22 protein-coding genes are annotated in these 18,402 nt (G+C 71.3%); 18 read left to right on the top strand and 4 right to left on the bottom strand.

The genetic code is table 11. The features are described from left to right. The 3 genes from IEZ08_RS25345 to IEZ08_RS25355 all read left to right on the top strand — a co-directional run bounded on the left by IEZ08_RS25345 (position 1) and on the right by IEZ08_RS25355 (position 3,610). Positions 1-1,659, top strand: coding sequence for a methyl-accepting chemotaxis protein (locus IEZ08_RS25345; RefSeq protein ID WP_218061668.1), 1,659 nt, complete (start codon positions 1-3; stop codon positions 1,657-1,659). A 291-nt stretch (positions 1,660-1,950) separates the two neighbouring features. Beyond that, positions 1,951-2,820: a hypothetical protein gene (locus IEZ08_RS25350; protein WP_068922270.1), complete on the top strand. Its 870-nt coding sequence runs from the start codon at positions 1,951-1,953 to the stop codon at positions 2,818-2,820. A gap of 214 nt (positions 2,821-3,034) precedes the next feature. Continuing rightward, a complete protein-coding gene (locus IEZ08_RS25355) occupies positions 3,035-3,610 on the top strand; it encodes a hypothetical protein (protein ID WP_068922271.1) in 576 nt (191 codons plus the stop codon). Positions 3,611-3,943: 333 nt separating this feature from the next. On the opposite strand, the gene IEZ08_RS25360 is transcribed toward IEZ08_RS25355, so the two are convergent. Then, positions 3,944-4,837 carry a hypothetical protein gene (locus IEZ08_RS25360; protein WP_068922272.1) on the bottom strand — a complete coding sequence of 298 codons (894 nt, stop codon included), beginning with the start codon at positions 4,835-4,837 and terminating at the stop codon, positions 3,944-3,946. 90 nt (positions 4,838-4,927) lie between these two features. Continuing rightward, positions 4,928-5,608: a VldE C-terminal domain-containing protein gene (locus IEZ08_RS25365; protein WP_068922273.1), complete on the bottom strand. Its 681-nt coding sequence runs from the start codon at positions 5,606-5,608 to the stop codon at positions 4,928-4,930. 217 nt (positions 5,609-5,825) lie between these two features. Between IEZ08_RS25365 and flgB the strand changes: the two genes are divergently transcribed. The 12 genes from flgB (at position 5,826) to IEZ08_RS25425 (ending at position 15,615) form a co-directional block, all read left to right on the top strand. Then, entirely contained in the window at positions 5,826-6,194 is a 369-nt protein-coding gene (flgB, locus tag IEZ08_RS25370) for a flagellar basal body rod protein FlgB (RefSeq protein ID WP_068922274.1), read from the top strand. Between the two features lie 2 nt (positions 6,195-6,196). After that, positions 6,197-6,610 (top strand): flagellar basal body rod protein FlgC, encoded by a 414-nt coding sequence (locus IEZ08_RS25375; RefSeq protein ID WP_068922275.1) that lies wholly within the window; start codon positions 6,197-6,199, stop codon positions 6,608-6,610. Further along, positions 6,607-6,918: a flagellar hook-basal body complex protein FliE gene (gene fliE / locus IEZ08_RS25380; protein WP_189243122.1), complete on the top strand. Its 312-nt coding sequence runs from the start codon at positions 6,607-6,609 to the stop codon at positions 6,916-6,918. Before IEZ08_RS25375 ends, fliE begins: the two co-directional genes overlap by 4 nt. Then, positions 6,918-8,528 (top strand): flagellar basal-body MS-ring/collar protein FliF, encoded by a 1,611-nt coding sequence (fliF, locus tag IEZ08_RS25385; RefSeq protein WP_068922277.1) that lies wholly within the window; start codon positions 6,918-6,920, stop codon positions 8,526-8,528. The genes fliE and fliF overlap by 1 nt, the downstream gene beginning before the upstream one ends. 2 nt (positions 8,529-8,530) lie before the next feature. Beyond that, a complete protein-coding gene (gene fliG / locus IEZ08_RS25390; RefSeq protein WP_068922278.1) occupies positions 8,531-9,544 on the top strand; it encodes a flagellar motor switch protein FliG in 1,014 nt (337 codons plus the stop codon). After that, positions 9,528-10,193, top strand: coding sequence for a FliH/SctL family protein (locus IEZ08_RS25395; protein ID WP_189243123.1), 666 nt, complete (start codon positions 9,528-9,530; stop codon positions 10,191-10,193). The genes fliG and IEZ08_RS25395 overlap by 17 nt, the downstream gene beginning before the upstream one ends. After that, positions 10,190-11,494 (top strand): FliI/YscN family ATPase, encoded by a 1,305-nt coding sequence (locus IEZ08_RS25400; RefSeq protein ID WP_189243124.1) that lies wholly within the window; start codon positions 10,190-10,192, stop codon positions 11,492-11,494. The genes IEZ08_RS25395 and IEZ08_RS25400 overlap by 4 nt, the downstream gene beginning before the upstream one ends. A gap of 152 nt (positions 11,495-11,646) precedes the next feature. Continuing rightward, complete coding sequence (locus tag IEZ08_RS25405; RefSeq protein WP_068922281.1) at positions 11,647-12,222, top strand: flagellar FliJ family protein; 576 nt, start codon at positions 11,647-11,649, stop codon at positions 12,220-12,222. Continuing rightward, a complete protein-coding gene (locus tag IEZ08_RS25410; RefSeq protein ID WP_203863615.1) occupies positions 12,219-13,055 on the top strand; it encodes a C40 family peptidase in 837 nt (278 codons plus the stop codon). Before IEZ08_RS25405 ends, IEZ08_RS25410 begins: the two co-directional genes overlap by 4 nt. A gap of 20 nt (positions 13,056-13,075) precedes the next feature. Further along, positions 13,076-14,269, top strand: a complete 1,194-nt coding sequence (locus tag IEZ08_RS25415; RefSeq protein WP_189243126.1) for a flagellar hook-length control protein FliK — start codon at positions 13,076-13,078, stop codon at positions 14,267-14,269. A 22-nt stretch (positions 14,270-14,291) separates the two neighbouring features. Further along, positions 14,292-14,765, top strand: coding sequence for a flagellar hook assembly protein FlgD (locus tag IEZ08_RS25420; protein ID WP_141703761.1), 474 nt, complete (start codon positions 14,292-14,294; stop codon positions 14,763-14,765). Position 14,766: 1 nt separating this feature from the next. Beyond that, positions 14,767-15,615 carry a flagellar hook-basal body complex protein gene (locus IEZ08_RS25425; RefSeq protein WP_068922284.1) on the top strand — a complete coding sequence of 283 codons (849 nt, stop codon included), beginning with the start codon at positions 14,767-14,769 and terminating at the stop codon, positions 15,613-15,615. A gap of 90 nt (positions 15,616-15,705) precedes the next feature. On the opposite strand, the gene IEZ08_RS25430 is transcribed toward IEZ08_RS25425, so the two are convergent. After that, positions 15,706-15,942 carry a hypothetical protein gene (locus tag IEZ08_RS25430; protein WP_189243127.1) on the bottom strand — a complete coding sequence of 79 codons (237 nt, stop codon included), beginning with the start codon at positions 15,940-15,942 and terminating at the stop codon, positions 15,706-15,708. Further along, on the bottom strand, positions 15,942-16,238 hold the full coding sequence (locus IEZ08_RS25435; RefSeq protein ID WP_068922286.1) for a type II toxin-antitoxin system Phd/YefM family antitoxin: 297 nt from the start codon (positions 16,236-16,238) through the stop codon (positions 15,942-15,944). The genes IEZ08_RS25430 and IEZ08_RS25435 overlap by 1 nt, the downstream gene beginning before the upstream one ends. A gap of 200 nt (positions 16,239-16,438) precedes the next feature. Between IEZ08_RS25435 and IEZ08_RS25440 the strand changes: the two genes are divergently transcribed. The 3 genes from IEZ08_RS25440 to IEZ08_RS25450 are packed head-to-tail and all read left to right on the top strand — an operon-like array spanning position 16,439 to position 18,402. Then, the gene (locus IEZ08_RS25440) at positions 16,439-16,720 is read left to right on the top strand and encodes a flagellar FlbD family protein (protein WP_068922287.1); all 282 of its coding nucleotides are present in this window, start codon (positions 16,439-16,441) and stop codon (positions 16,718-16,720) included. Further along, positions 16,721-17,503 (top strand): motility protein A, encoded by a 783-nt coding sequence (locus tag IEZ08_RS25445; protein ID WP_068922288.1) that lies wholly within the window; start codon positions 16,721-16,723, stop codon positions 17,501-17,503. It abuts the gene before it with no gap. Continuing rightward, complete coding sequence (locus IEZ08_RS25450; protein WP_068922289.1) at positions 17,503-18,402, top strand: OmpA/MotB family protein; 900 nt, start codon at positions 17,503-17,505, stop codon at positions 18,400-18,402. The genes IEZ08_RS25445 and IEZ08_RS25450 overlap by 1 nt, the downstream gene beginning before the upstream one ends.

Below are 18,402 nucleotides of genomic sequence, written 5' to 3' on the forward strand. Positions count from 1 at the left end.
GTGACCGACCCGTCCGTAGAAACCGTGCTTCCCGACGCGGGCACGCGCCGTAATCCGCTGCTGGGATGGTTCGCCGACCGCCGGATCAACACCAAGATCCTGACCGCGGTGGCCGTCGTGGCCGTCATGGGCGGCGGCATCAGCGCGGTCGCGCTGAACCGCATGAGCGAGCTGAACGACGACATCAGCCAGATCAAGGAAGCCAACGTCCAGCGGCTCTCCCACCTGGGTGACGCCCGCGGCCGGATGGCCGACATGTTCAACATCAACATCGGTGTGGTCGCCATTCCCGACCCGGCCCTGAAGGCTCAGGCCGTGGAGAACCTGCACAAGGCCACCGATGACGTGACCACCGCGTTCGAGGCGTACAAGTCCCAGCCCTCCTCCTCCAAGGACTGGCAGGAGAACGTCGCCGCCTTCGAGGAGGGCTGGGAGAAGTACATCGTCCTGCGCGGCGTCGTGCTGCTCGGTGAGAAGCCTCCGGCCGGGGTCGACATCCCCACGGACACCGCCGGAATCCTGAAGCAGTTCAACGACGTGGCCGGGGCGATCAACACCGCCATGGACAACCTGGCCGCGACCGAGCGCCAGGAGGCCGCGGCGGTGACCGCCGCGGCCACCGAGGAGTACGAGAGCGCCCGCACCCAGATCCTGATGCTGCTGGCCGCCGGCCTGCTGCTGGCGCTGGGCCTGGCGCTGACGGTGTCGCGGCTGATCGTGCGGCCGCTGGCCGGGGTGTCCGGGGTGCTGGACGCGATGGCCAAGGGCGACCTGACGCAGAAGGTCCAGGTCGCCTCCCGCGACGAGGTCGGCGCGATGGCGGTGGCGGTCAACCAGGCCACCGACTCGGTGCGGCAGGCGATCGAGGCGCTGGCCTCCAGCGCCGACACCCTGGCCACCAGCTCCGACGAGCTGTCGGGCGTCAGCCGGCAGATCGCCGCCTCGGCCGACGAGGCCTCCATCCAGGCCAACAACGTCGCCGCCGCGGCCGGCCAGGTCTCCTCCAACGTGCAGACCGTGGCCGCCGGGTCGGAGGAGATGGGCGCCTCCATCCGGGAGATCGCCCACAACGCCAACGAGGGCGCCAAGGTCGCCTCCCAGGCCGTGGCGGTGGCCGAGTCCACCAACACCACCGTGGCCAAGCTGGGCGCCTCCAGCGCCGAGATCGGCAGCGTGATCAAGGTGATCACCTCGATCGCCGAGCAGACCAACCTGCTGGCGCTGAACGCCACCATCGAGGCGGCCCGCGCCGGCGACGCCGGCAAGGGCTTCGCGGTGGTGGCCGGGGAGGTCAAGGACCTGGCCCAGGAGACCGCCAAGGCCACCGAGGACATCTCCAAGCGGGTGGAGGCCATCCAGGCCGACACCGAGAGCGCGGTGGCGGCGATCGCCGAGATCTCCACGATCATCGGCAAGATCAACGACTACCAGCTGACCATCGCCAGCGCGGTGGAGGAGCAGACCGCCACCACCAACGAGATGAACCGCAACGTGGCCGACGCCGCGCGCGGCAGCGCCGACATCGCCGGAAACATCTCGGTGCTGGCCAACGCCGCGCACGTGACGGCCGAGGGCGTGGCCGACAGCCAGCGGGCCGCGGCCAACCTGGCCGAGCTCTCCACCCGCCTGCACGAGCTGGTCTCGCGCTTCCGCTACTGATCCGCCGCCTCCGCGGCTGCTCCGCTTCCGTCCCGGCGGGCGGGACGGGGCCCGAGGCTCCGGCCGGGACGAGTGCCGTCCCGGCGGGACCGCACCCCGGGAGGAGTGCCGTCCCGAGGGAACCGCGCAAGGCCGCCCACGGTCACGACCGTGGGCGGCCTTGCCCGTTTCCCGGGTAAAACTCGCACTTCTATCAACTAATTGTGTTGCGCCAAGAACGCACCGTGATATTTGGTAATAAATATCGTGATCAATTGGGTTGTATCCCATTCCCGGTGTAACACTGTTTTAATGTATTCCCTGGTCAGCGCCCCTGTGCTCGGTTTCGACCTGACGCGGCTGGACGGCGGAGCGGCGACCGCCGCGGTGCTTTCCCGCGCCCTGCGTCTCACCCCCGGCGACCTTCCGGCGCTGGCCCGCAGGCTCCCCGACGACGAGGTCCGCGCCCGGCTGTGGCAGGACATCCATGGTGCGACCATCCTGCGCCCGACCATCCGCGGACTGGCCCAGCAGGAGGCCGACGGGGCGATCGCCCTGCTGGAGCGCGCGCCCATCGGCACCCCCGACGCGCTGCTGCACTGCGTCCGGCACGACGTGCTCGACTGGACGTGGACCGTCGAGGACGGCACCCGCCGTCAGGACGACACCGCCGCCCGCGCCACGGCGGTCGTCTGCGACGCGGTGATGGCCACCTACCTGCGGGAGCTGCTGCCGACCGACACCCGGCGGCGGCTGGCGATCGGCTGGCTGGCCGGCATCCGCGAACTGCCCGAGCCGCCCGTCGACACCGGCCCCCAGCACGAGGCCGTCATGGCACTGTGCCGCCGCGTCGCCACGCTCGGCGCAGCCGGCGTCGAACGCCTCTCCGCCCTGACCGACCGCGCCCGCTCCGACGCCGGCTCCTGGTCGAAGGCGGTGCACTCGGCGTCCTGGGCGGTCCACACCTCCGACCGGGTGCGTGCCGCCGCGGCCGCCCAGTTCGAGCTGGTCCAGGCGGTCGACGCCGCCGGGATCCCGGTCGCCGAGCGCGCGGGCGGCGTGTGGAACCTGCTGAGCGGCGCCGTGCACGCCCTCACCGTCGCCGACATGATCGAATCAGATCTCGTGGAGCAGCTGCTCGACCCCTGCCTGAACGTTCTGGGCCTGCCCGTCCCCAGCTGACCGGAGCCCGGCCCCATCGCGGCCCCATCGCGGCCCCGCAGCCGCCCGCCGTACGGCACGTGTCCGCACACCGTAGGGCGGCGGTCCTATGTCATGCGGCGAGCGGCGGCGGTGCACGACGGGAGCACTCGGGTTTCTTCCGGTTTCCCTTCAGTAGATCCTCCGGCTGCCGAATGTAGCCGAGGAACCACTGTCGGCAATCGGAAGGGATGCCATGTCGAACAGCAGGAAGGCCTGGAGCGCGCTGCTGCTGGCCGCCGCCGTCACGGTGAGCGTGCCCGCCGCCGCGGGCGCCGCCAACGCCGCCCCCAAGGCCAAGAGCGTCAAGACCGTATCGGCCAAGTCCAAGGCCGCCGCCAAGGCTGCGGCTGCCAAGGCCGCCGCCGCCAAGAAGGCCGCGGCTGCCAAGGCCGCCGCCGCCAAGAAGGCCGCCGCCGCCCAGCCGTTCACGGCCGTCGGCACCGTCACCGAGGTGGACGCGGCGGCCCGCACCATCACGGTGCATGTGGCCTCCGGTCACAAGGGTTACCGCGGCACGGACCTGGTGATCACCGTCACCAGCGCCACCAAGGTCGTCAAGGACGAGGTCAAGGGCGGTTTCGACCTCCTGGCCGTGGACGACGTGGTCACCGCCAACGGCACCAGGACCACCGCCGGCCACCTGGCCAAGAACGTCAACGCCCACGACCCCGAGCCGGAGCCCGAGGAGCCCGTCGCGGACCCCGAGGAGCCGGTCGTCGAGCCGGCTCCCGAGCCCGACCCGGTCGTCGAGCCCGAGCCCACGGCCTGACCCGACAACGCTCTGACGTAGGTCAGACATAGGTCTGATGTAGGTCTGGCGTAACAAGCGAACGCCCTCTTCCCACCGGTCACTCCGGCGGGAAGAGGGCGTCTCGCGTTACGGCCCGGCCCTGGACGCCAGCGCGGTCCCGCTGCATCTGTCCGGCGATGTCTACACCGCCGCCATGATCGGCGCGGCGTTGGAGAGCGAACGTCCGATCGTGGTAACCAGAGCGACCCCCTCTATGACTGGGCGATCGTGACCGAACATCCCGAGGTCTACCGGAAAGCGGTCCCGGGGCTGCCGACCGGCTGGCGTTAGGGCGGTCAGGGGGCAGGGCGGTCAGGGGGGCAGTGCGGTCCAGGCGGTGTAGTCGTGGACGGCGATGCCGGCGAATGAGGGATAGCCGGCGGCGGCCGCGTCGACCTCGGCCAGGGCCGCGTCCATCGCCGCGCGTCCCTTCCCGTGGAAGGTGCAGTGCGGGCAGTCGGGCAGGCGGAGGGTCTCGGCGCCGAGCCGTACCGGACGGCCCGCCCGCTCGCCGCGGCGGAGCATGTCGGCGGAGATCTCCATGATGGAGCCGGGGCCGGTGGCGGTGTCGCGGTAGGACATGACGGTCACCGCGTCGGTGCGGGCCAGGACCTCGTCGGCCAGGGTCCCGGAGCCCCCGGTGGTCGGCGAGCCCGCCGAGTTCGCCGGGTCCGCGCCGGAGGGGGCGGCGGGGACGGTGTGGTACCAGAACGGCACGTCGGCCTCGAGTGGGCGGGGGTCGGCGTCGCGGAGTCCGGTCAGCAGCGCGGTGAAGGACGCGACGGTCCCGGCCCGGTCGGTGCGCCAGGCGGGCAGGTGGTACGGCTCGACGTCGACGTGGGCGGCGTGGAACAGGCCGGTGCCCATCGCGGTGCGCAGCCAGGACAGGGCGGCGGCGTGGTCGAGGGCCCACTCGGGCGCGCCGCCCAGGGCGGCCAGCTTGATCCCGGCGGCGTCGGCGTTCTTCTTGAGCGTGGCCAGCCGGGCGCGCTCGGCGGCGGTGAGCTCCTCCGGCACGTAGGCGAAGATCTCGCTCACCTGCTGGGCGGTGGCCCACTCCACGACGGCGGCCGGGTCGGCCGGGTGCCACAGCCACATGGCGCGGACCGGGGCGGGGGCGGCACAGCCGCCGAGCGGGGCGAGCACGGCGGTGACACCGGTGAGGGCCAGCAGCGTCTGCGCCCATCCCCGCGCTCGTCGTCGCACGCCCCGCCCCCGCTCACATCGTCCGCAGCGGTACCGTACGTACCCATCCGCCGGGAGGGGCGGTCACCCGCGGGGCCGCTTGTCGGGGGACTACTTCTCGACGGAGATGTGCACGTGGTCGAAGTGGTTCTGGGTGACGCTGCCGCGGTCCTCCATCAGGCGCCAGCCCTCGTCCGCCCGGGCGGGGCTCCAGATGTGCTGGGCGAAGATGATGTATTTGATGCCGAGTTTCCCGGCGTTGTCCTTGACGTAGTTGGCGACCTCCCAGCCCTCCTTGAGCTTGGCGCTGGAAGGCATCCTGCCGCCCGTAGTGATCATGAAGTCGGCGGCCTTGCCGGTGGGGTGGTCGCTGCCGGGCATGCCGCCGTCGGCCCGCCAGGCGCCGATGGTCGGGAACGGGCCGAACTTGGCGTCGACGTCGTCGATGACCTTCTTCATGGTGGCCGTGATGCGGTCGCCGCCGCCGAGGACCTTGGAGTGCTCGTGCGCTTTCTCGGTGGCGGTGGTCCCGGTGGTCCCGGTGGTCCCGTTCGTCCCTGTCGTCCCGGTCGTGGCCGAGGTGCTCGCCGTACCGGAAGTGCCGGAGGCGCCCGCCGCGGGAGCGGACGGCGAGGTGGACGTCGTGCCGGCGGCCGCGGCCTTCTGCTGCTCGGTGGTGAGCCGGGTGGCGAACTGCTGGGCGGAGGAGACGCCGGAACGGGGAGTGATCTGGGCGAACTGGCTCTGCAGGACGGCCACACGGGCCTGGATCGCGGCGATGCCTTCGGTCACGCGGGCTCTCCTCGCTGGTGGGCGGCTTCGAGAATGGGCTCGCCGCCCCATCGGCAGGGCGGCTCCCCCATCTGAGGACTTGGCACGAGGACGGAGACGAAAGCCGGAAAAGTCCTCAGGACGACTCCGGACTGTCCGATGGGCCTACCTGAGCAGGGAGTGCTCGCCCCGTTACGCCATGGATCGGCGGTCGTAGTAGAGCGAACGGAGTCTGTTCGTGCTCGAGGACGTCACCTCCAGCGCTGTGCGCATCGCGCTGAAGGGCCTGGCCCAGCGCCAGCGAGTCATCGCCGACAACATCGCCAATATCGAGACTCCCGGTTTCCTCGCCGGCCGCGTCCAGTTCGAGGAGGCCCTGCGGACCGCGGTCACCAGCGGATCACCCGACAAGGCCGCCAGTGCCGTCAGAGGTGTGCAGCCGGGCGTCGCCCGCTCCCTTGAGCCCACCCGGGAGAACGGCAACAACGTCAACCTCGACCACGAGACCTTGTCGCACATGGACACCGTGCTGCGCTACCAGACGATGTTGAAAGCCCTCGACGCCAAGTACGGCCAGCTGCGTTCCGTCATCAGGGGAGGTGCGTGACCATGGCTACCGGTCCCTTCGGAGCGATCGGCATCGCCGGCACGGGTGTGACCGTCTACCGCAAGTGGCTGGACGCCGTGTCGGACAACATCGCCAACATCAACAACGTCGCGCCCACCAGCGGTGAGGCGTTCCGGGCCCGCTATGTGCTCGCCCAGGCCGTGGACTACGGCTCGGGCAACGGCGGCGTCCAGGTCGGCGGAATCGAGCTGGGCAAGGCCGAGGGCCGCCTGGTCTACGAGCCCGACCACCCCCTGGCCGACGAGAAGGGCTACGTGCGCTACCCCGACATCGACCTCGGCGCCCAGATGGGGCAGCTGATGATGGCGCAGCGCTCCTACCAGGCCAACCTTTCGGTCGTCGACCGCGCCTATGACGCCTACCAGGCCGCGCTCCAGCTCGGGAGGAACGGATGAGCATCGACTCGATCGGCCCCATCGCGGGACCGCTGCGCATCGTCGCCCCCGACGCCCCGTCGGGCCTGTCGGCCGCGCGGAACGCGGGCGACGTCTTCGGTGGGATCCTCACCCAGAGCGTCGAGGGCCTGCAGGCCACGCAGTCCAAGGCCGACGCGCTGGCCGTCAAGGCCGCCACCGGCGACCTGCAGGACGCCCACGACTACATGGCCGCCAGCACCGAGGCCGCACTGGCCACCCAGCTCACCGTCGCCGTCCGTGACAAGGCCATCGCCGCCTTCACCGAGATCATGAGGTTGCAGGGCTGATGCAGGAACGCGCACTCGCCGCCCTCCGCCAGGGCCGCTCCGCCTTCGCGTCGTTCAGCAGCGGGCAGAAGGCCGTCACCATCTCGCTCGTCCTCGTCCTCGCGGTGGGTGGATTCTTCTTCGCGCAGTGGGCCTCGCAGCCCACGTACGGCACGCTGTACTCCAACCTGTCGGGGTCCGACGGCAACGCGATCGTCGAGAAGCTCACCGCCGAAGGCGTTCCCTACCAGCTCACCGACGGCGGCAGCACGATCCTGGTGCCCCAGGCCCAGGTGTACGACCTGCGGCTGAAGATGAGCGGTGAGGGCCTGCCGTCCCAGGAGGACGGCGGCGGCTACGCCCTGCTGGACAAGCAGGGTGTCACCACCTCCGACTTCATGCAGCACGTCGGCTACCAGCGCGCCCTGGAGGGCGAGCTCGCCAAGACCATCAAGGCGATCGACGGCGTCAACTCCGCCAGCGTGCACCTCGCGATCCCGCAGAAGGACGTCTTCTCCGACGACGCCGCCAAGCCGACCGCCTCGGTCTTGGTGAGCACCGTCCCCACCAAGGAGCTGACCACCGCGCAGGTCAAGGCCGTGGTGAACCTGGTCGCCTCCAGCATCGAGGGCATGGAGCCGACCGACGTCACCCTCGCCGACTCCACCGGCAGGGTGCTGTCGGCCGGCGGCGAGCAGGCCCTGACCGGCGCCGGCGACGAGCGCGAGCAGCAGACCCAGGCGTTCGAGCAGCGGATGGGCAGCTCGATCCAGCAGATGCTGACCCAGGTCCTCGGCCCGAACAAGGCCGTCGTCAAGGTCACCGCCGACCTCGACTACGACCAGACCGAGACCAAGAGCCAGCGCTACGTCAGCGACCCGAACACCCCGCCGCTGTCGTCGACGACCAAGGAGGAGAGCTACGACGGTGGCGGCACGCCGACCGGCGGCGTCCTCGGTCCCGACAACATCCAGGTCCCGAGCACCCAGGCCGGCAACAACTACCGGTCGGTCACCGAGACCCGTGACAACGCCGTCGGCCTGGTCAGCGAGACCCGCAAGACCGCGCCCGGCGCGGTCCGCAAGCTCGACGTCGCCGTGATGGTCGACGGCCAGGCGTCCGCCGGCGTGGACATGGCCGAGATCCAGCGCATCGTGACCTCCGCCGCCGGTGTGAGCACCCAGCGGGGCGACACCATCGCCGTCGCCGCCATGCCGTTCGACAACAGCACCGCCGAGAAGGCCGCCGCCGACCTCGCCGCCGCTCAGAAGGCCGAGCAGGACGCCCAGACGATGGAGTACGCCAAGATCGGCGCTGCCGCCCTGGGCATCGCGCTCCTGTTCGTCATCGGGATGCTGCGCGGCCGCCGCAAGCGCCGCTCGGCGCTGTCGAAGAAGGAGCAGGCGCGTCTGGAGGAGCTCCAGATCGAGCTGGAGCGCGTCCGCGCCCAGGCCGCCCTGGAGGCCTCCGAGCGCGAGGCGCTCATGGCCGCCCCGGCCGATCCCGCCCCCGCCGAGCCCGACGCCGGCAAGCGTGAGGAGCTCCGTGACGAGATCTCCGGCATGGTGTCCCGCCAGCCGGAGGAAGTCGCCCACGTCCTGCGCAGCTGGCTCGCGGACAGGAGGAACTAGCCATGCCGATGACCGAGACCATGTCCGGCCTGCGCAAGGCCGCCATCCTGCTCGTGCAGATGGGCAAGGACGACTCGGCGAAGGTGCTCGGGCAGCTGCGCGAGCCCGAGGTCGAGGAGCTGACCGCCGAGATCGTGCGGCTGGGCACCGTCGACCCCGGCGACGCCGTGGAGATCCTCTCGGAGTTCCGCGACCTGACCACCGCCTACCGCTACGCCGGCCAGGGCGGCATGGACTTCGCCCGCGAGCTGCTGGAGGCGTCGCTGGGCCGCGAGCGGGCCAGCCAGATCGTCGAGCGGCTCTCGGCCACGCTGGTCGACCTGCCGTTCAGCTTCCTGCAGCGGGCCGACCCCCGGCAGGTGCTCTCGTTCGTGCAGGACGAGCACCCCCAGCTGATCGCGCTGGTGCTCGCGCACCTCCCGTCCCACCTGGGCGCGCAGATCCTGTCGGGCCTCAGCCCGACCCTGCAGGCCGACGTGGCGCACCGGATCGCGGTGATGGACCGCACCTCGCCGGACATCATCCGCCAGGTGGAGACGATGCTGGAGCGCAAGCTCTCGTCGGTGCTCCAGCCGTCCGACCTGTCGGCGGTGGGCGGCCTGCAGCCGCTGGTGGACATCATCAACCGCGCGGACCGGGTCACCGAGCGCCTGATCCTGGAGGGCCTGGAGGGGCGCAGCCCCGAGCTGGCCGAGGAAGTCCGCAGCCGGATGTTCATGTTCGAGGACGTCGTCCACCTCGACGACCGCGCCGTCCAGCTGGTGGTCCGGCAGGTCGAGACCGCCGACCTGGCGACCGCGCTCAAGGGCGTCAGCCAGGACGTGCTCAACAAGGTGACGCGCAACCTGTCCGCGCGTGCCGCCGAGAACCTCGTCGAGGAGATCGACCTGCTCGGTCCGGTACGGCTGCGCACGGTCGAGGAAGCCCAGGCCAAGATCGTTCACGCGATCCGGGCGCTGGAGGAGTCGGGCCAGATCATGATTCGTCGCGGGGATGAAGATGAGTTTGTCGCCTGAGGTGGTCGTCCGGGGGACGCAGGCGCGCACCTTCAGCGCCGCCAGATTCACCGCCGATTTCGGTACGGGAGCCAACATCCCTGCCGATGTGATGGAACGAGCCCGGGCCGAGGCCCGGGCCACCGGATACGCCGAGGGCTGGGCGCAGGGCCGCGAGGAGGCCCGCCAGGCCGCCGCGGCCGAGGTCCGGGACGAGGCCGAGCGCGTCGCCCGGGCCGAGGCCCGCAAGATCGCGCGGCTGGACAGCGCCCTGTCCGCGATCACCACCTCGGCGGGCCGGCTGGAGCAGCAGACCGCCCCGGCGGCCGCCGAACTGGAGGAGCTCATCGTTCAGACCGCCTACGCCCTCGCCGAGGCCGTACTCGGCCGGGAGATCGAGAACAGCCCCGAGCCCGGCCGCGAGGCCCTGGCCAGGGCACTGGCCCTGGTGCCGGAGAACCGCCCCGTGCTCGTCCGGCTGAGCCCCGCCGACCACGCCGCCCTCGTCGGCGCGGCGAACAACACCTTCGACATCGACGGCCGGAGCGTGACCATGGTCGTCGACCCCCGGATGAAGCCCGGCGACGCCGTCGCCGAGTGCGACGCGACCGCCGTCGACGCCCGCCTGTCCACCGCCCTCGAACGCGTCAAGGAGGCCCTGGGCCTGTGATCCCGCTGCTCGACTCCCGCATCGCCGCCGCCACCAAGGTGGCCAGGCCCATCGTGGCCGGCCGCGTGTCCGCCGTGGTCGGACTCTCGGTCGCCGTGGAGGGCGTCTCCGGCAAAGTGGGCGACCTGGTGTACCTGGGCGAGGGCCCGGCCGCCGTCCCGGCCGAGGTGGTCGCGCTGGACAGCGGGCGGCTCAGCTGCCTGCCGCTGGGCTCCCTGACCGGCATCGGAGTGGGCAGCCCCGCGATCGCCACCGGCGACACGCTGCGGATCCCGGTCGGTGAGGCGCTGCGCGGCCGCGTCCTGGACGGCCTGGGCCGCCCGATGGACGGCGGTCCCTCGCTGGCGGGGCTGGAGATGGTCCCGGTGGAGAACGAGCCGCCGAACGCCATGCAGCGGCGCCGGATCACCGAGCCGATGCCGGTGGGCGTGCGCGCCCTGGACACCATGGTCACCGTCGGGCGCGGGCAGCGTCTGGGCATCTTCGCCGGTTCCGGCGTCGGCAAGTCCAGCCTCATGTCCATGATCACCCGGGGCACCGAGGCCGAGATCACCGTCGTGGCGCTGGTCGGCGAGCGCGGCCGGGAGGTGCGCGAGTTCCTGGAGAACGACCTCGGCCCCGAGGGCCTGGCCCGCTCCGTCGTGATCGTGGCCACCTCCGACCAGCCGCCCATGGTGCGCCTGCGCGCCTGCTTCGTGGCCACGCGCATCGCCGAGTGGTTCCGCGACCAGGGCCGTGACGCCCTGCTGCTGATGGACAGCCTCACCCGGGCCGCCATGGCCCAGCGCGAGGTCGGCCTCTCGGCCGGTGAGCCGCCGGCCACCCGCGGCTACCCGCCGTCGGTGTTCGCGATGCTGCCCCGGCTGCTGGAGCGGGCCGGGCCCGGCGTCGACGGCACCATCACCGGCCTGTACACGGTGCTGGTCGACGGAGACGACCACAACGAGCCCATCGCCGACGCCGCGCGCTCGATCCTCGACGGCCACGTCGTGCTCGACCGGCGCCTGGCGACCGCGGGCCACTTCCCCACGATCGACGTGCTGGAGTCGGTCTCCCGCGTCGCGGGCGCGGTGACCAGCCGCGAGCAGCGGTCCGGCGCGACCTCGCTGCGCCGTCTGCTGGCCGCCCACCGCGACATCCGCGAACTGGTGGAGATCGGCGCCTACGTACCCGGCACCAACCCCGACGCCGACCTGGCGCGGGCGCTGTGGCCGCGGATCCAGGGATTCCTCCGTCAGGACATGGAGGAGCGCACCTCGGCCGGGGAAGCCTGGCAGGAGCTCCAGGCCCTGCTGGGCTGAGGGGCTCCCCGCTGACGGAACCCCCCGGAACCTCCCGTCAGGACCTCTCCCGGAACCTCCCGTCAGGACCTCCCCGCCGGAACGTTCCTGCGGCCGGGATCTCCCCTCCCTCTTCCCTCCCACGTCCAGGATCACGACCTTAAGGAGCTCCCATGAGCCCACGATTCCGGCTCTCCTCGATCCTGCGGGCCCGCAAGGCCCAGGAGGACGCCGCCAAGGGCGGGGTGATGCGGGCCCGCTCCGCGGCGGCCGCCGCCGCCCAGCGGGTCGAGGACCAGGAGGTGGAGCTGCAGGCCCGGATGGTCGTGCCGGAGCCCTCCGACGCCGCCGCGTTCGTCGCGGCGATGGCCGCCCGGCGCGCGGTGGCCGCGGAGCTGTCGCTGCGGCGGCAGCAGGCCGAGGAGGCCCAGCGGAAGGTCGCCACCAGCGTGAACAGCTGGAGCGCGGCCTCCCAGCGGCGCCGGATGGTGGAGAAGCTGGCCGAACGGCACGAGGCCGCCCGCCAGGAGGCCGACGCCGCCGCCGAGCAGCTCGCCGTCGACGACCTGTCGACCACCCGCCGGCCGCGCACCGGCGGACTGCCGGACGGCGGATCGCAGGCCGCCAGGCCGCGCACCGGCGGGCTGCCGAGCAGCGGATCGCAGCCCGGCAGGCCGTGGACCGGCGGGACGCAGACGGACAGATGGCAGTCGAGCAGGTGGCAGGCAGGACAGGAGAAGGGCCGTTGAGCATCGCGGACGTCACGGCGAGGATCGCCCAGCTGCACGCCTTCGGCGGGGCGCCCGCCGTCTCCGCGGCCGGCGCTTCGGGCACCCCGGCGACCTCGTCCGCCTCGTCCGCCTCGGCGACCGACTTCGCCGCCGCACTGGAGGACGCCAAGCAGACCACCACGGCGGGCACCGGCGCCACCACCTCCACCGGGGCGACGGGCAAGGTCACCTCCGGCTCCGCCGACGGGAAGGTCACCGGTCAGGACGTCGTGGAGCAGGCCCGCCGCTACCTCGGAGTCCCCTACCTGTGGGGCGGCACGGAGCCGAGCCGGGGCCTGGACTGCTCCGGCCTGGTCCAGCTCGTCTACAAGAAGCTGGGCATCTCGCTGCCGCGCGTCTCGCAGGACCAGCAGAACGAGGGCCGCAGCATCCCCAGCCTGAAGCAGGCGCAGCCGGGTGACCTGCTGACCTTCGGCTCCCCCGCGACGCACATCGGCATCTACATCGGCGACGGCAAGATGCTGCACGCCCCCCGCACCGGCGACGTGGTCAAGATCGTCAACATGGACGACTACTACCGCAAGCCCACCGACATCCGCCGCATCCTGAGCGACGACGCGGCGAGCGCCACCGGGGCGACGGCCGGCCAGGCCACTCCTGCGGCGTCCACTCCCCTGGCCGCGGCGGCCCAGATCCAGTCCGGGTACGGCGCCGCCGCGCTCGATTCCAACAGCACGCCCAATTTGACGCAGGTCCTCCCGGGCGCTGCCGATGGACTGGGTACCGGCCTCTACGACCCGGCCCAGGCTTACGTCCGCACCATTCAGTCGGCCATGAACGGCATCGGATAGCAGGAGAGACGATCTTGACCATGCCTTCGATCCCCTTGACGGGGAGCCCGTCGCCGATGGCGGCGCCGTCCGGCGCCTCTGGTGAGGGGCAGGCTGGGCAGACCGGGGCCGGCGACGCCTTCGCCGCCCTGCTCGCCCTTCTCGCGGGCGGGGGGATGCCGCAGGGCGTCCTGCCCGGCTTCGGCGACGCCGCCGCGGGTTCCGGCGAGACGGCCCAGACGGCCCAGGCAGTCACCGCACTGTCCCCGGCACAGACCGCACCCGGCACCCAGCTCGGAGTCCCGCTCACCATCCAGGGCCAGCTCAACGGCCAGGACCAGGGACAGGTTCTCTCGGCGCAGCTCCTGACCCCTGGTGGTGTGCAGGTTCAGGGGCAGCAGCCCGCCCAGGCCGGTGGCCTGACGGGAGTGCCCGCCGTACCGACCGCCGTGCTCCTGGGCGGAACGGTCGCCCCGGCGGAGGCCGCGCTCACCGCGGCCGGCCCCGGCGCCGCGCTCACCGCGGCGGAGCCCGCCGCCACGACCGGCACGGACCTGCCCGCCGCCTCCGGCACGACCACCGAGGGCGTCCCGGTCTCCACCGTCCCGGCCACCGGCTCCGGCGCGGGCGCCTCGACCGGCGAGGGCGGCTCCGGGCAGCCCGGTTCCGCGGCCACGGCGGTGAGCGAGAAGACCGAGGTGTCCGACGCCGCGCCGCAGGCCGTACCGAACGTCACCGCGACCGCGCAGACCAAGGCGGCGGAGCAGGTCTCCGCTCCCGCCTCGTCCCGCCCGGCCCCGCCCGCCGCGCAGGTCGCCATGCACATCCTGCCGCTCCGGCAGGACCCGGACGGCATCCACCGGCTCACCGTCCACCTGCACCCCGTCGACCTCGGCCCGATCAGCGTCGTCGCCGAGCTCCGCAACGGCGCGGTGCACCTGCAGCTCGCCGGGGCCAGCGACGCCGCCTTCGAGGCGCTCCGCTCGTCCCTGCCCGACCTCAAGCGGGAGCTGGAGGACGGCGGGTTCTCCTCCTGCAGCCTGGACCTGCAGCGCGAGGCCCCGAACGGCGGCCAGTTCGGCGCGGGCCGCCAGCCGCAGGCCCAGCAGGACCCGGCCCAGCAGGGAGGCCAGGGCTGGAACGGCGACCCGTACCGCGGTGCCCGCACGGCCCCCGCCACGGCCGACCCCGTACCGGAGCGGCCCGGATCCCGCCTGCTCAACGTCCGTCTCTGACCCGTCTCCCGCAAGGAACCACGTGACCAGCATCACGAGTGGGGCCTCGACCCCCGTCACCGCCACCACCGCAACCACGGCCGCCACGACCGGAACGACGTCCGCGAGCAGCGGCAGCAAGCTCGACAAGGACACCTTCCTGCAGCTTCTGGTGGCCCAGATGCGTTACCAGGACCCCAGCAAGCCCGCCGACACCTCGGCGTTCCTGTCGCAGACCGCGCAGTTCACCGAGGTGGAGAAGATGGAGGAGCTCGTCAAGCAGCAGGGTCAGCTGCTGGCGGCCCAGCTCAGCCTCTCGGCCAGCGGCCTCGTCGGAAAGACCGTCAGCTACACCGGACCAGACGGCACGGAAGCCGTCGGTGTGGTCACCTCCGCCTCACTCGGCAGCAGCCCGACCCTGAAGGTCGGGAACACGGATGTACCGCTGTCCTCGGTCAAGGAAGTCACCAGCGCCGGCCGGCCCGGCACCGAACCCGCCTCCACCGAAGGAAACTGACATGCTTCGCTCCCTGTACTCGGGCATCAGCGGCCTGCGCGTCCACCAGACGATGATGGACGTGACCGGTAACAACATCGCCAACGTCAACACCACCGGCTTCAAGACGTCCCAGACCACCTTCCAGGACACCCTGAGCCAGATGATGCGCGCCGCGGGCGCCCCGCAGGCCGCCGACGGCGTGAACCAGGCCGCCGGTGGTTCCAACCCGGCGCAGGTCGGCCTGGGCGTGCGCCTGGCGGGCGTCGAGACGAACTTCGGCCAGGGCGCGGCGCAGACCACCGGCCGCAAGACCGACCTGATGGTCCAGGGCGACGGCTTCTTCGTCGTGCAGAACGGCACCGAGCAGCTCTACACCCGCGCCGGCTCCTTCAGCTTCGACGCCAACAGCAACCTGGTGACCCCCGACGGCAACTTCGTGCTCGGCTGGAACACCACCACCGGCACCATCAACACCGCCGCCCCGCTGACGCCCGTGCAGCTGCCGACGGACGGCTCCCTGGAGTCCTACACCATCTCCCAGGACGGCACCCTCGTCGGTGTCATGAACGACGGCACCAAGCGCCCGATCGGCCGTATCGCCATGGGCAACTTCGTCAACCCGGGCGGTCTGGAGAAGGCCGGCGGCTCGACCTACCGCGCCACCGTGAACTCCGGTGCCGCCACCGTCGGCACCGCGGGCACCGGCGGCATGGGGCTGATGCAGACCGGCGCGCTGGAGATGTCCAACGTCGACCTCGGCCAGGAGTTCACCAACCTGATCATCTCCCAGCGCGGCTTCCAGGCCAACACCAAGGTCATCAGCACCTCCGACGAGCTGCTGAACGACCTGGTCAACCTCAAGCGCTAAGCATCCCGCCCCGCCATGCGGGGAACGGCATGAGGCCCCGGGCACGCACGTGCCCGGGGCCTTCGCGCGTCGCCGCCCGGGTGCGGAGGGTCAGGTGTTGGCGCGGACGGTCCAGACGGACACGTGGTCTTCGCCGTAGGTGTAGCGCAGCGTGAAGGAGTCCGTCACGATCTCGAAAGCCGACGGGATCATCCCGTACGGTTGCGCGCCCGGGGGCTCAGGCTCGTCCGGCAGGCAGTAGACCGTCTCCAGGACGGTGGCGCGGAGACCGAGCGGCAGCTTCAGCACCGACTCCTCGGCCTCCACGCTCCACAGGACGGTTCGCATCAGTCACGTGCGTCCGGCAGCGGCACGCCGAAGTGCGCGTATGCGGCTTCCTTGCTGGCGAAGCCGGTCAGCCGGGCCTCGCCGCGCTTCACGGCGGCTATGCGCTCCCTCATCTCCGCGACTTCGGCCTGCTCGCGAAGGCGCTGGAGCTCGGCGTACTCGCTTTCGCTGATGAGCACGGCGTGTTCGTCGGCCGAGCGGCTGATGCGCACCGGGACGTGGGCGTGCACGGCACGGGAGACCAGTGTGCCCAGGCGCTTGCGGGCTTCGACGATGCCTATCTGCTCCATGTCCATGTGTCCATAGTAATTCAAGTGTTCATTGTGTACATCAAGGTTGCCCTCTCGGCAGGGGCCACCCGCGCCGGGTGGACGAGACCGGAGAAGGGACCTTGGTCCCGTGGGTTTCCTCAGGCCGCAGAGGCGATGGCCGATGGGGGAAACAGCGCGGTTCGGGACGGGCCGCACGCCCGCTGACGACCCCGAGGACGGACCCGGTGATACTTCTTACCCGCCTTAACGGGCCGGAGTTCGCACTGAACCCGGACCTGATCGAGCGAGCCGACCAGACCCCCGACACGGTGATCACTCTCGTGGACGGGACCAAGTACATCATCGCCGAGTCCCTGAGCGAGTTCATGTCGATCGTGCGCCGCTACCGCGCCGACCTGCTCGCCGACGCGGAGATCCTCGTCTCCTCGGGAACGCACCGCCCGCCCGCCGCGCCCACCGACTCCGACCAGGCGCGCGTCGTCCGACTTCACCGACAGGAGCGGTAGATGGATCCGGCAACCCTGGCAGGTATCGGCATCGCCGTCGCCTCCATGCTGGCGATGATGTTCCTTGAGGGCGCGGACCCGATGTCGATCATGCTTCCGGCCCCGCTCATCCTGGTCTTCGGCGGCACCTTCGGCGTGGCGATGGCCGGTGGCGTCCTGCGTGACAGCCTCGGCATCGGCAAGCAGATCCAGCGGGCCATCAAGTCCAAGCCGGTGCCCAGCAAGGAGCTGGTCGACTCGATCGTCAAGCTCGCCGAGCGCGCCCGCCGCGAGGGCCTGCTGGCCCTGGAGGACGCGATCAAGGAGGTCGAGGAGCCGTTCCTCCGCCGCGGCCTGGAGCTGGCCATCGACGGCACCGACCCCGAGGAGCTCCGGGAGATCCTGGAGGCCGAGGTCGACGCCAAGCGCAAGGCCGACAAGTCCGGCGCCAAGATCTTCACCGACATGGGCGGCTACGCCCCCACGATCGGCATCATCGGCACCGTCATCAGCCTCGTGCTGGTGCTGGAGAACCTCAGCGACCCCTCCAAGCTCGGCCACATGATCGGCGCCGCCTTCGTCGCCACCCTGTGGGGCGTCTTCAGCGCCAACGTGATCTGGCTGCCCATCGGCAACCGGCTCAAGCGCCTCAGCGAGCTGGAGTGCGCCCAGATGGAGCTCACCATCGAGGGCATCGCGAACATCCAGTCCGGCACCAACCCGCGCCTGGTCTCGCAGAAGCTCAAGAGCCTGCTCCCGCCGGGTGAGGCCGAGGACAAGGCCGAGGAGAAGAAGGCCGCCTGATGAGCACCAAGGCCCGTCGCCACAAGAAGCACGAGGAGCATGAGGAGGCTCACGCCGACGAGCGCTGGCTGGTCACCTACGGTGACATGCTCACGGTGCTGATGGCCCTGTTCATCGTGCTGTTCGCGATGAGCCAGGTCGACCAGAACAAGTTCAACGCGCTCAAGGCGAGCCTGTCGATGGCCTTCGGCGAGCCCTCCGTCACCTTCGCCGCGCCGGGCAGCGCCGTGACCGGCGAGGCCGGCGGGGAGGACTCCTCCTTCACCGACGTCGCCAACCCGGCGACCAAGGAGGAGAAGGAGGAGGCCGAGAAGCAGGCCCGCTCCGCCCTCGCCGCCCTCGACCGGGCCCGCGCCTCCGCCCGCGCGAAGAACGCGGAGAAGGAGGTCGAGAAGTTCGACCGGATCAAGCAGAAGATCCAGAAGGCGCTGGCCGCGCAGGACTCCGCCGACAGCGTGCAGTTCCGCGTCGACGAGCGCGGCCTGGTCGTCACCGTGGTCACCAGCTCCGTGGTGTTCGGCAACAACAGCGCCACGCTGCTGTCGGACGGCAAGAAGATCATCGACGCGATCGCTCCGGCGCTGCGCGGCGAGAGCAACAAACTCGAGGTCGACGGGCACACCAACTGGCTGCCGGTGACGTCGGGCCCGTACCCGTCGAACTGGGAGCTGTCGACCGCGCGGGCCTCCACGGTGGTCCGCAGGCTGATCACCAAGGGCATCCCGGCCGGCCGGGTCAACGCCTCCGGCTACGCCGACCAGCGCCCGCTGTACCCCGACACCGACCCGCGGTCGGTGTCGCTGAACCGCCGCGTCGAGGTGGTCGTCCTGTCCGACCTCGACTCCCAGACCAAGGCACTGCTGCCCGCGGCCGCGGGCCAGTCCAGCACGAGCAACTGA

It is taken from the genome of Planobispora rosea (genome assembly GCF_014648175.1).
Lineage (GTDB): Bacteria > Actinomycetota > Actinomycetes > Streptosporangiales > Streptosporangiaceae > Planobispora > Planobispora rosea.

Excerpts from the sequence above, each read along its gene's own strand:
- fliF (WP_068922277.1), top strand. The coding sequence starts at position 6,918 with ATGCAGGAACGCGCACTCGCCGCCCTCCGCCAGGGCCGCTCCGCCTTC.
- IEZ08_RS25350 (WP_068922270.1), top strand. The coding sequence starts at position 1,951 with ATGTATTCCCTGGTCAGCGCCCCTGTGCTCGGTTTCGACCTGACGCGG.
- IEZ08_RS25375 (WP_068922275.1), top strand. The coding sequence starts at position 6,197 with ATGGCTACCGGTCCCTTCGGAGCGATCGGCATCGCCGGCACGGGTGTG.
- IEZ08_RS25415 (WP_189243126.1), top strand. The coding sequence starts at position 13,076 with ATGCCTTCGATCCCCTTGACGGGGAGCCCGTCGCCGATGGCGGCGCCG.
- IEZ08_RS25450 (WP_068922289.1), top strand. The coding sequence starts at position 17,503 with ATGAGCACCAAGGCCCGTCGCCACAAGAAGCACGAGGAGCATGAGGAG.
- fliG (WP_068922278.1), top strand. The coding sequence starts at position 8,531 with ATGCCGATGACCGAGACCATGTCCGGCCTGCGCAAGGCCGCCATCCTG.
- IEZ08_RS25430 (WP_189243127.1), bottom strand. The coding sequence starts at position 15,942 with ATGCGAACCGTCCTGTGGAGCGTGGAGGCCGAGGAGTCGGTGCTGAAG.
- fliE (WP_189243122.1), top strand. The coding sequence starts at position 6,607 with ATGAGCATCGACTCGATCGGCCCCATCGCGGGACCGCTGCGCATCGTC.
- IEZ08_RS25445 (WP_068922288.1), top strand. The coding sequence starts at position 16,721 with ATGGATCCGGCAACCCTGGCAGGTATCGGCATCGCCGTCGCCTCCATG.
- IEZ08_RS25355 (WP_068922271.1), top strand. The coding sequence starts at position 3,035 with ATGTCGAACAGCAGGAAGGCCTGGAGCGCGCTGCTGCTGGCCGCCGCC.
- IEZ08_RS25435 (WP_068922286.1), bottom strand. The coding sequence starts at position 16,238 with ATGGACATGGAGCAGATAGGCATCGTCGAAGCCCGCAAGCGCCTGGGC.
- IEZ08_RS25425 (WP_068922284.1), top strand. The coding sequence starts at position 14,767 with ATGCTTCGCTCCCTGTACTCGGGCATCAGCGGCCTGCGCGTCCACCAG.
- IEZ08_RS25395 (WP_189243123.1), top strand. The coding sequence starts at position 9,528 with ATGAGTTTGTCGCCTGAGGTGGTCGTCCGGGGGACGCAGGCGCGCACC.
- IEZ08_RS25405 (WP_068922281.1), top strand. The coding sequence starts at position 11,647 with ATGAGCCCACGATTCCGGCTCTCCTCGATCCTGCGGGCCCGCAAGGCC.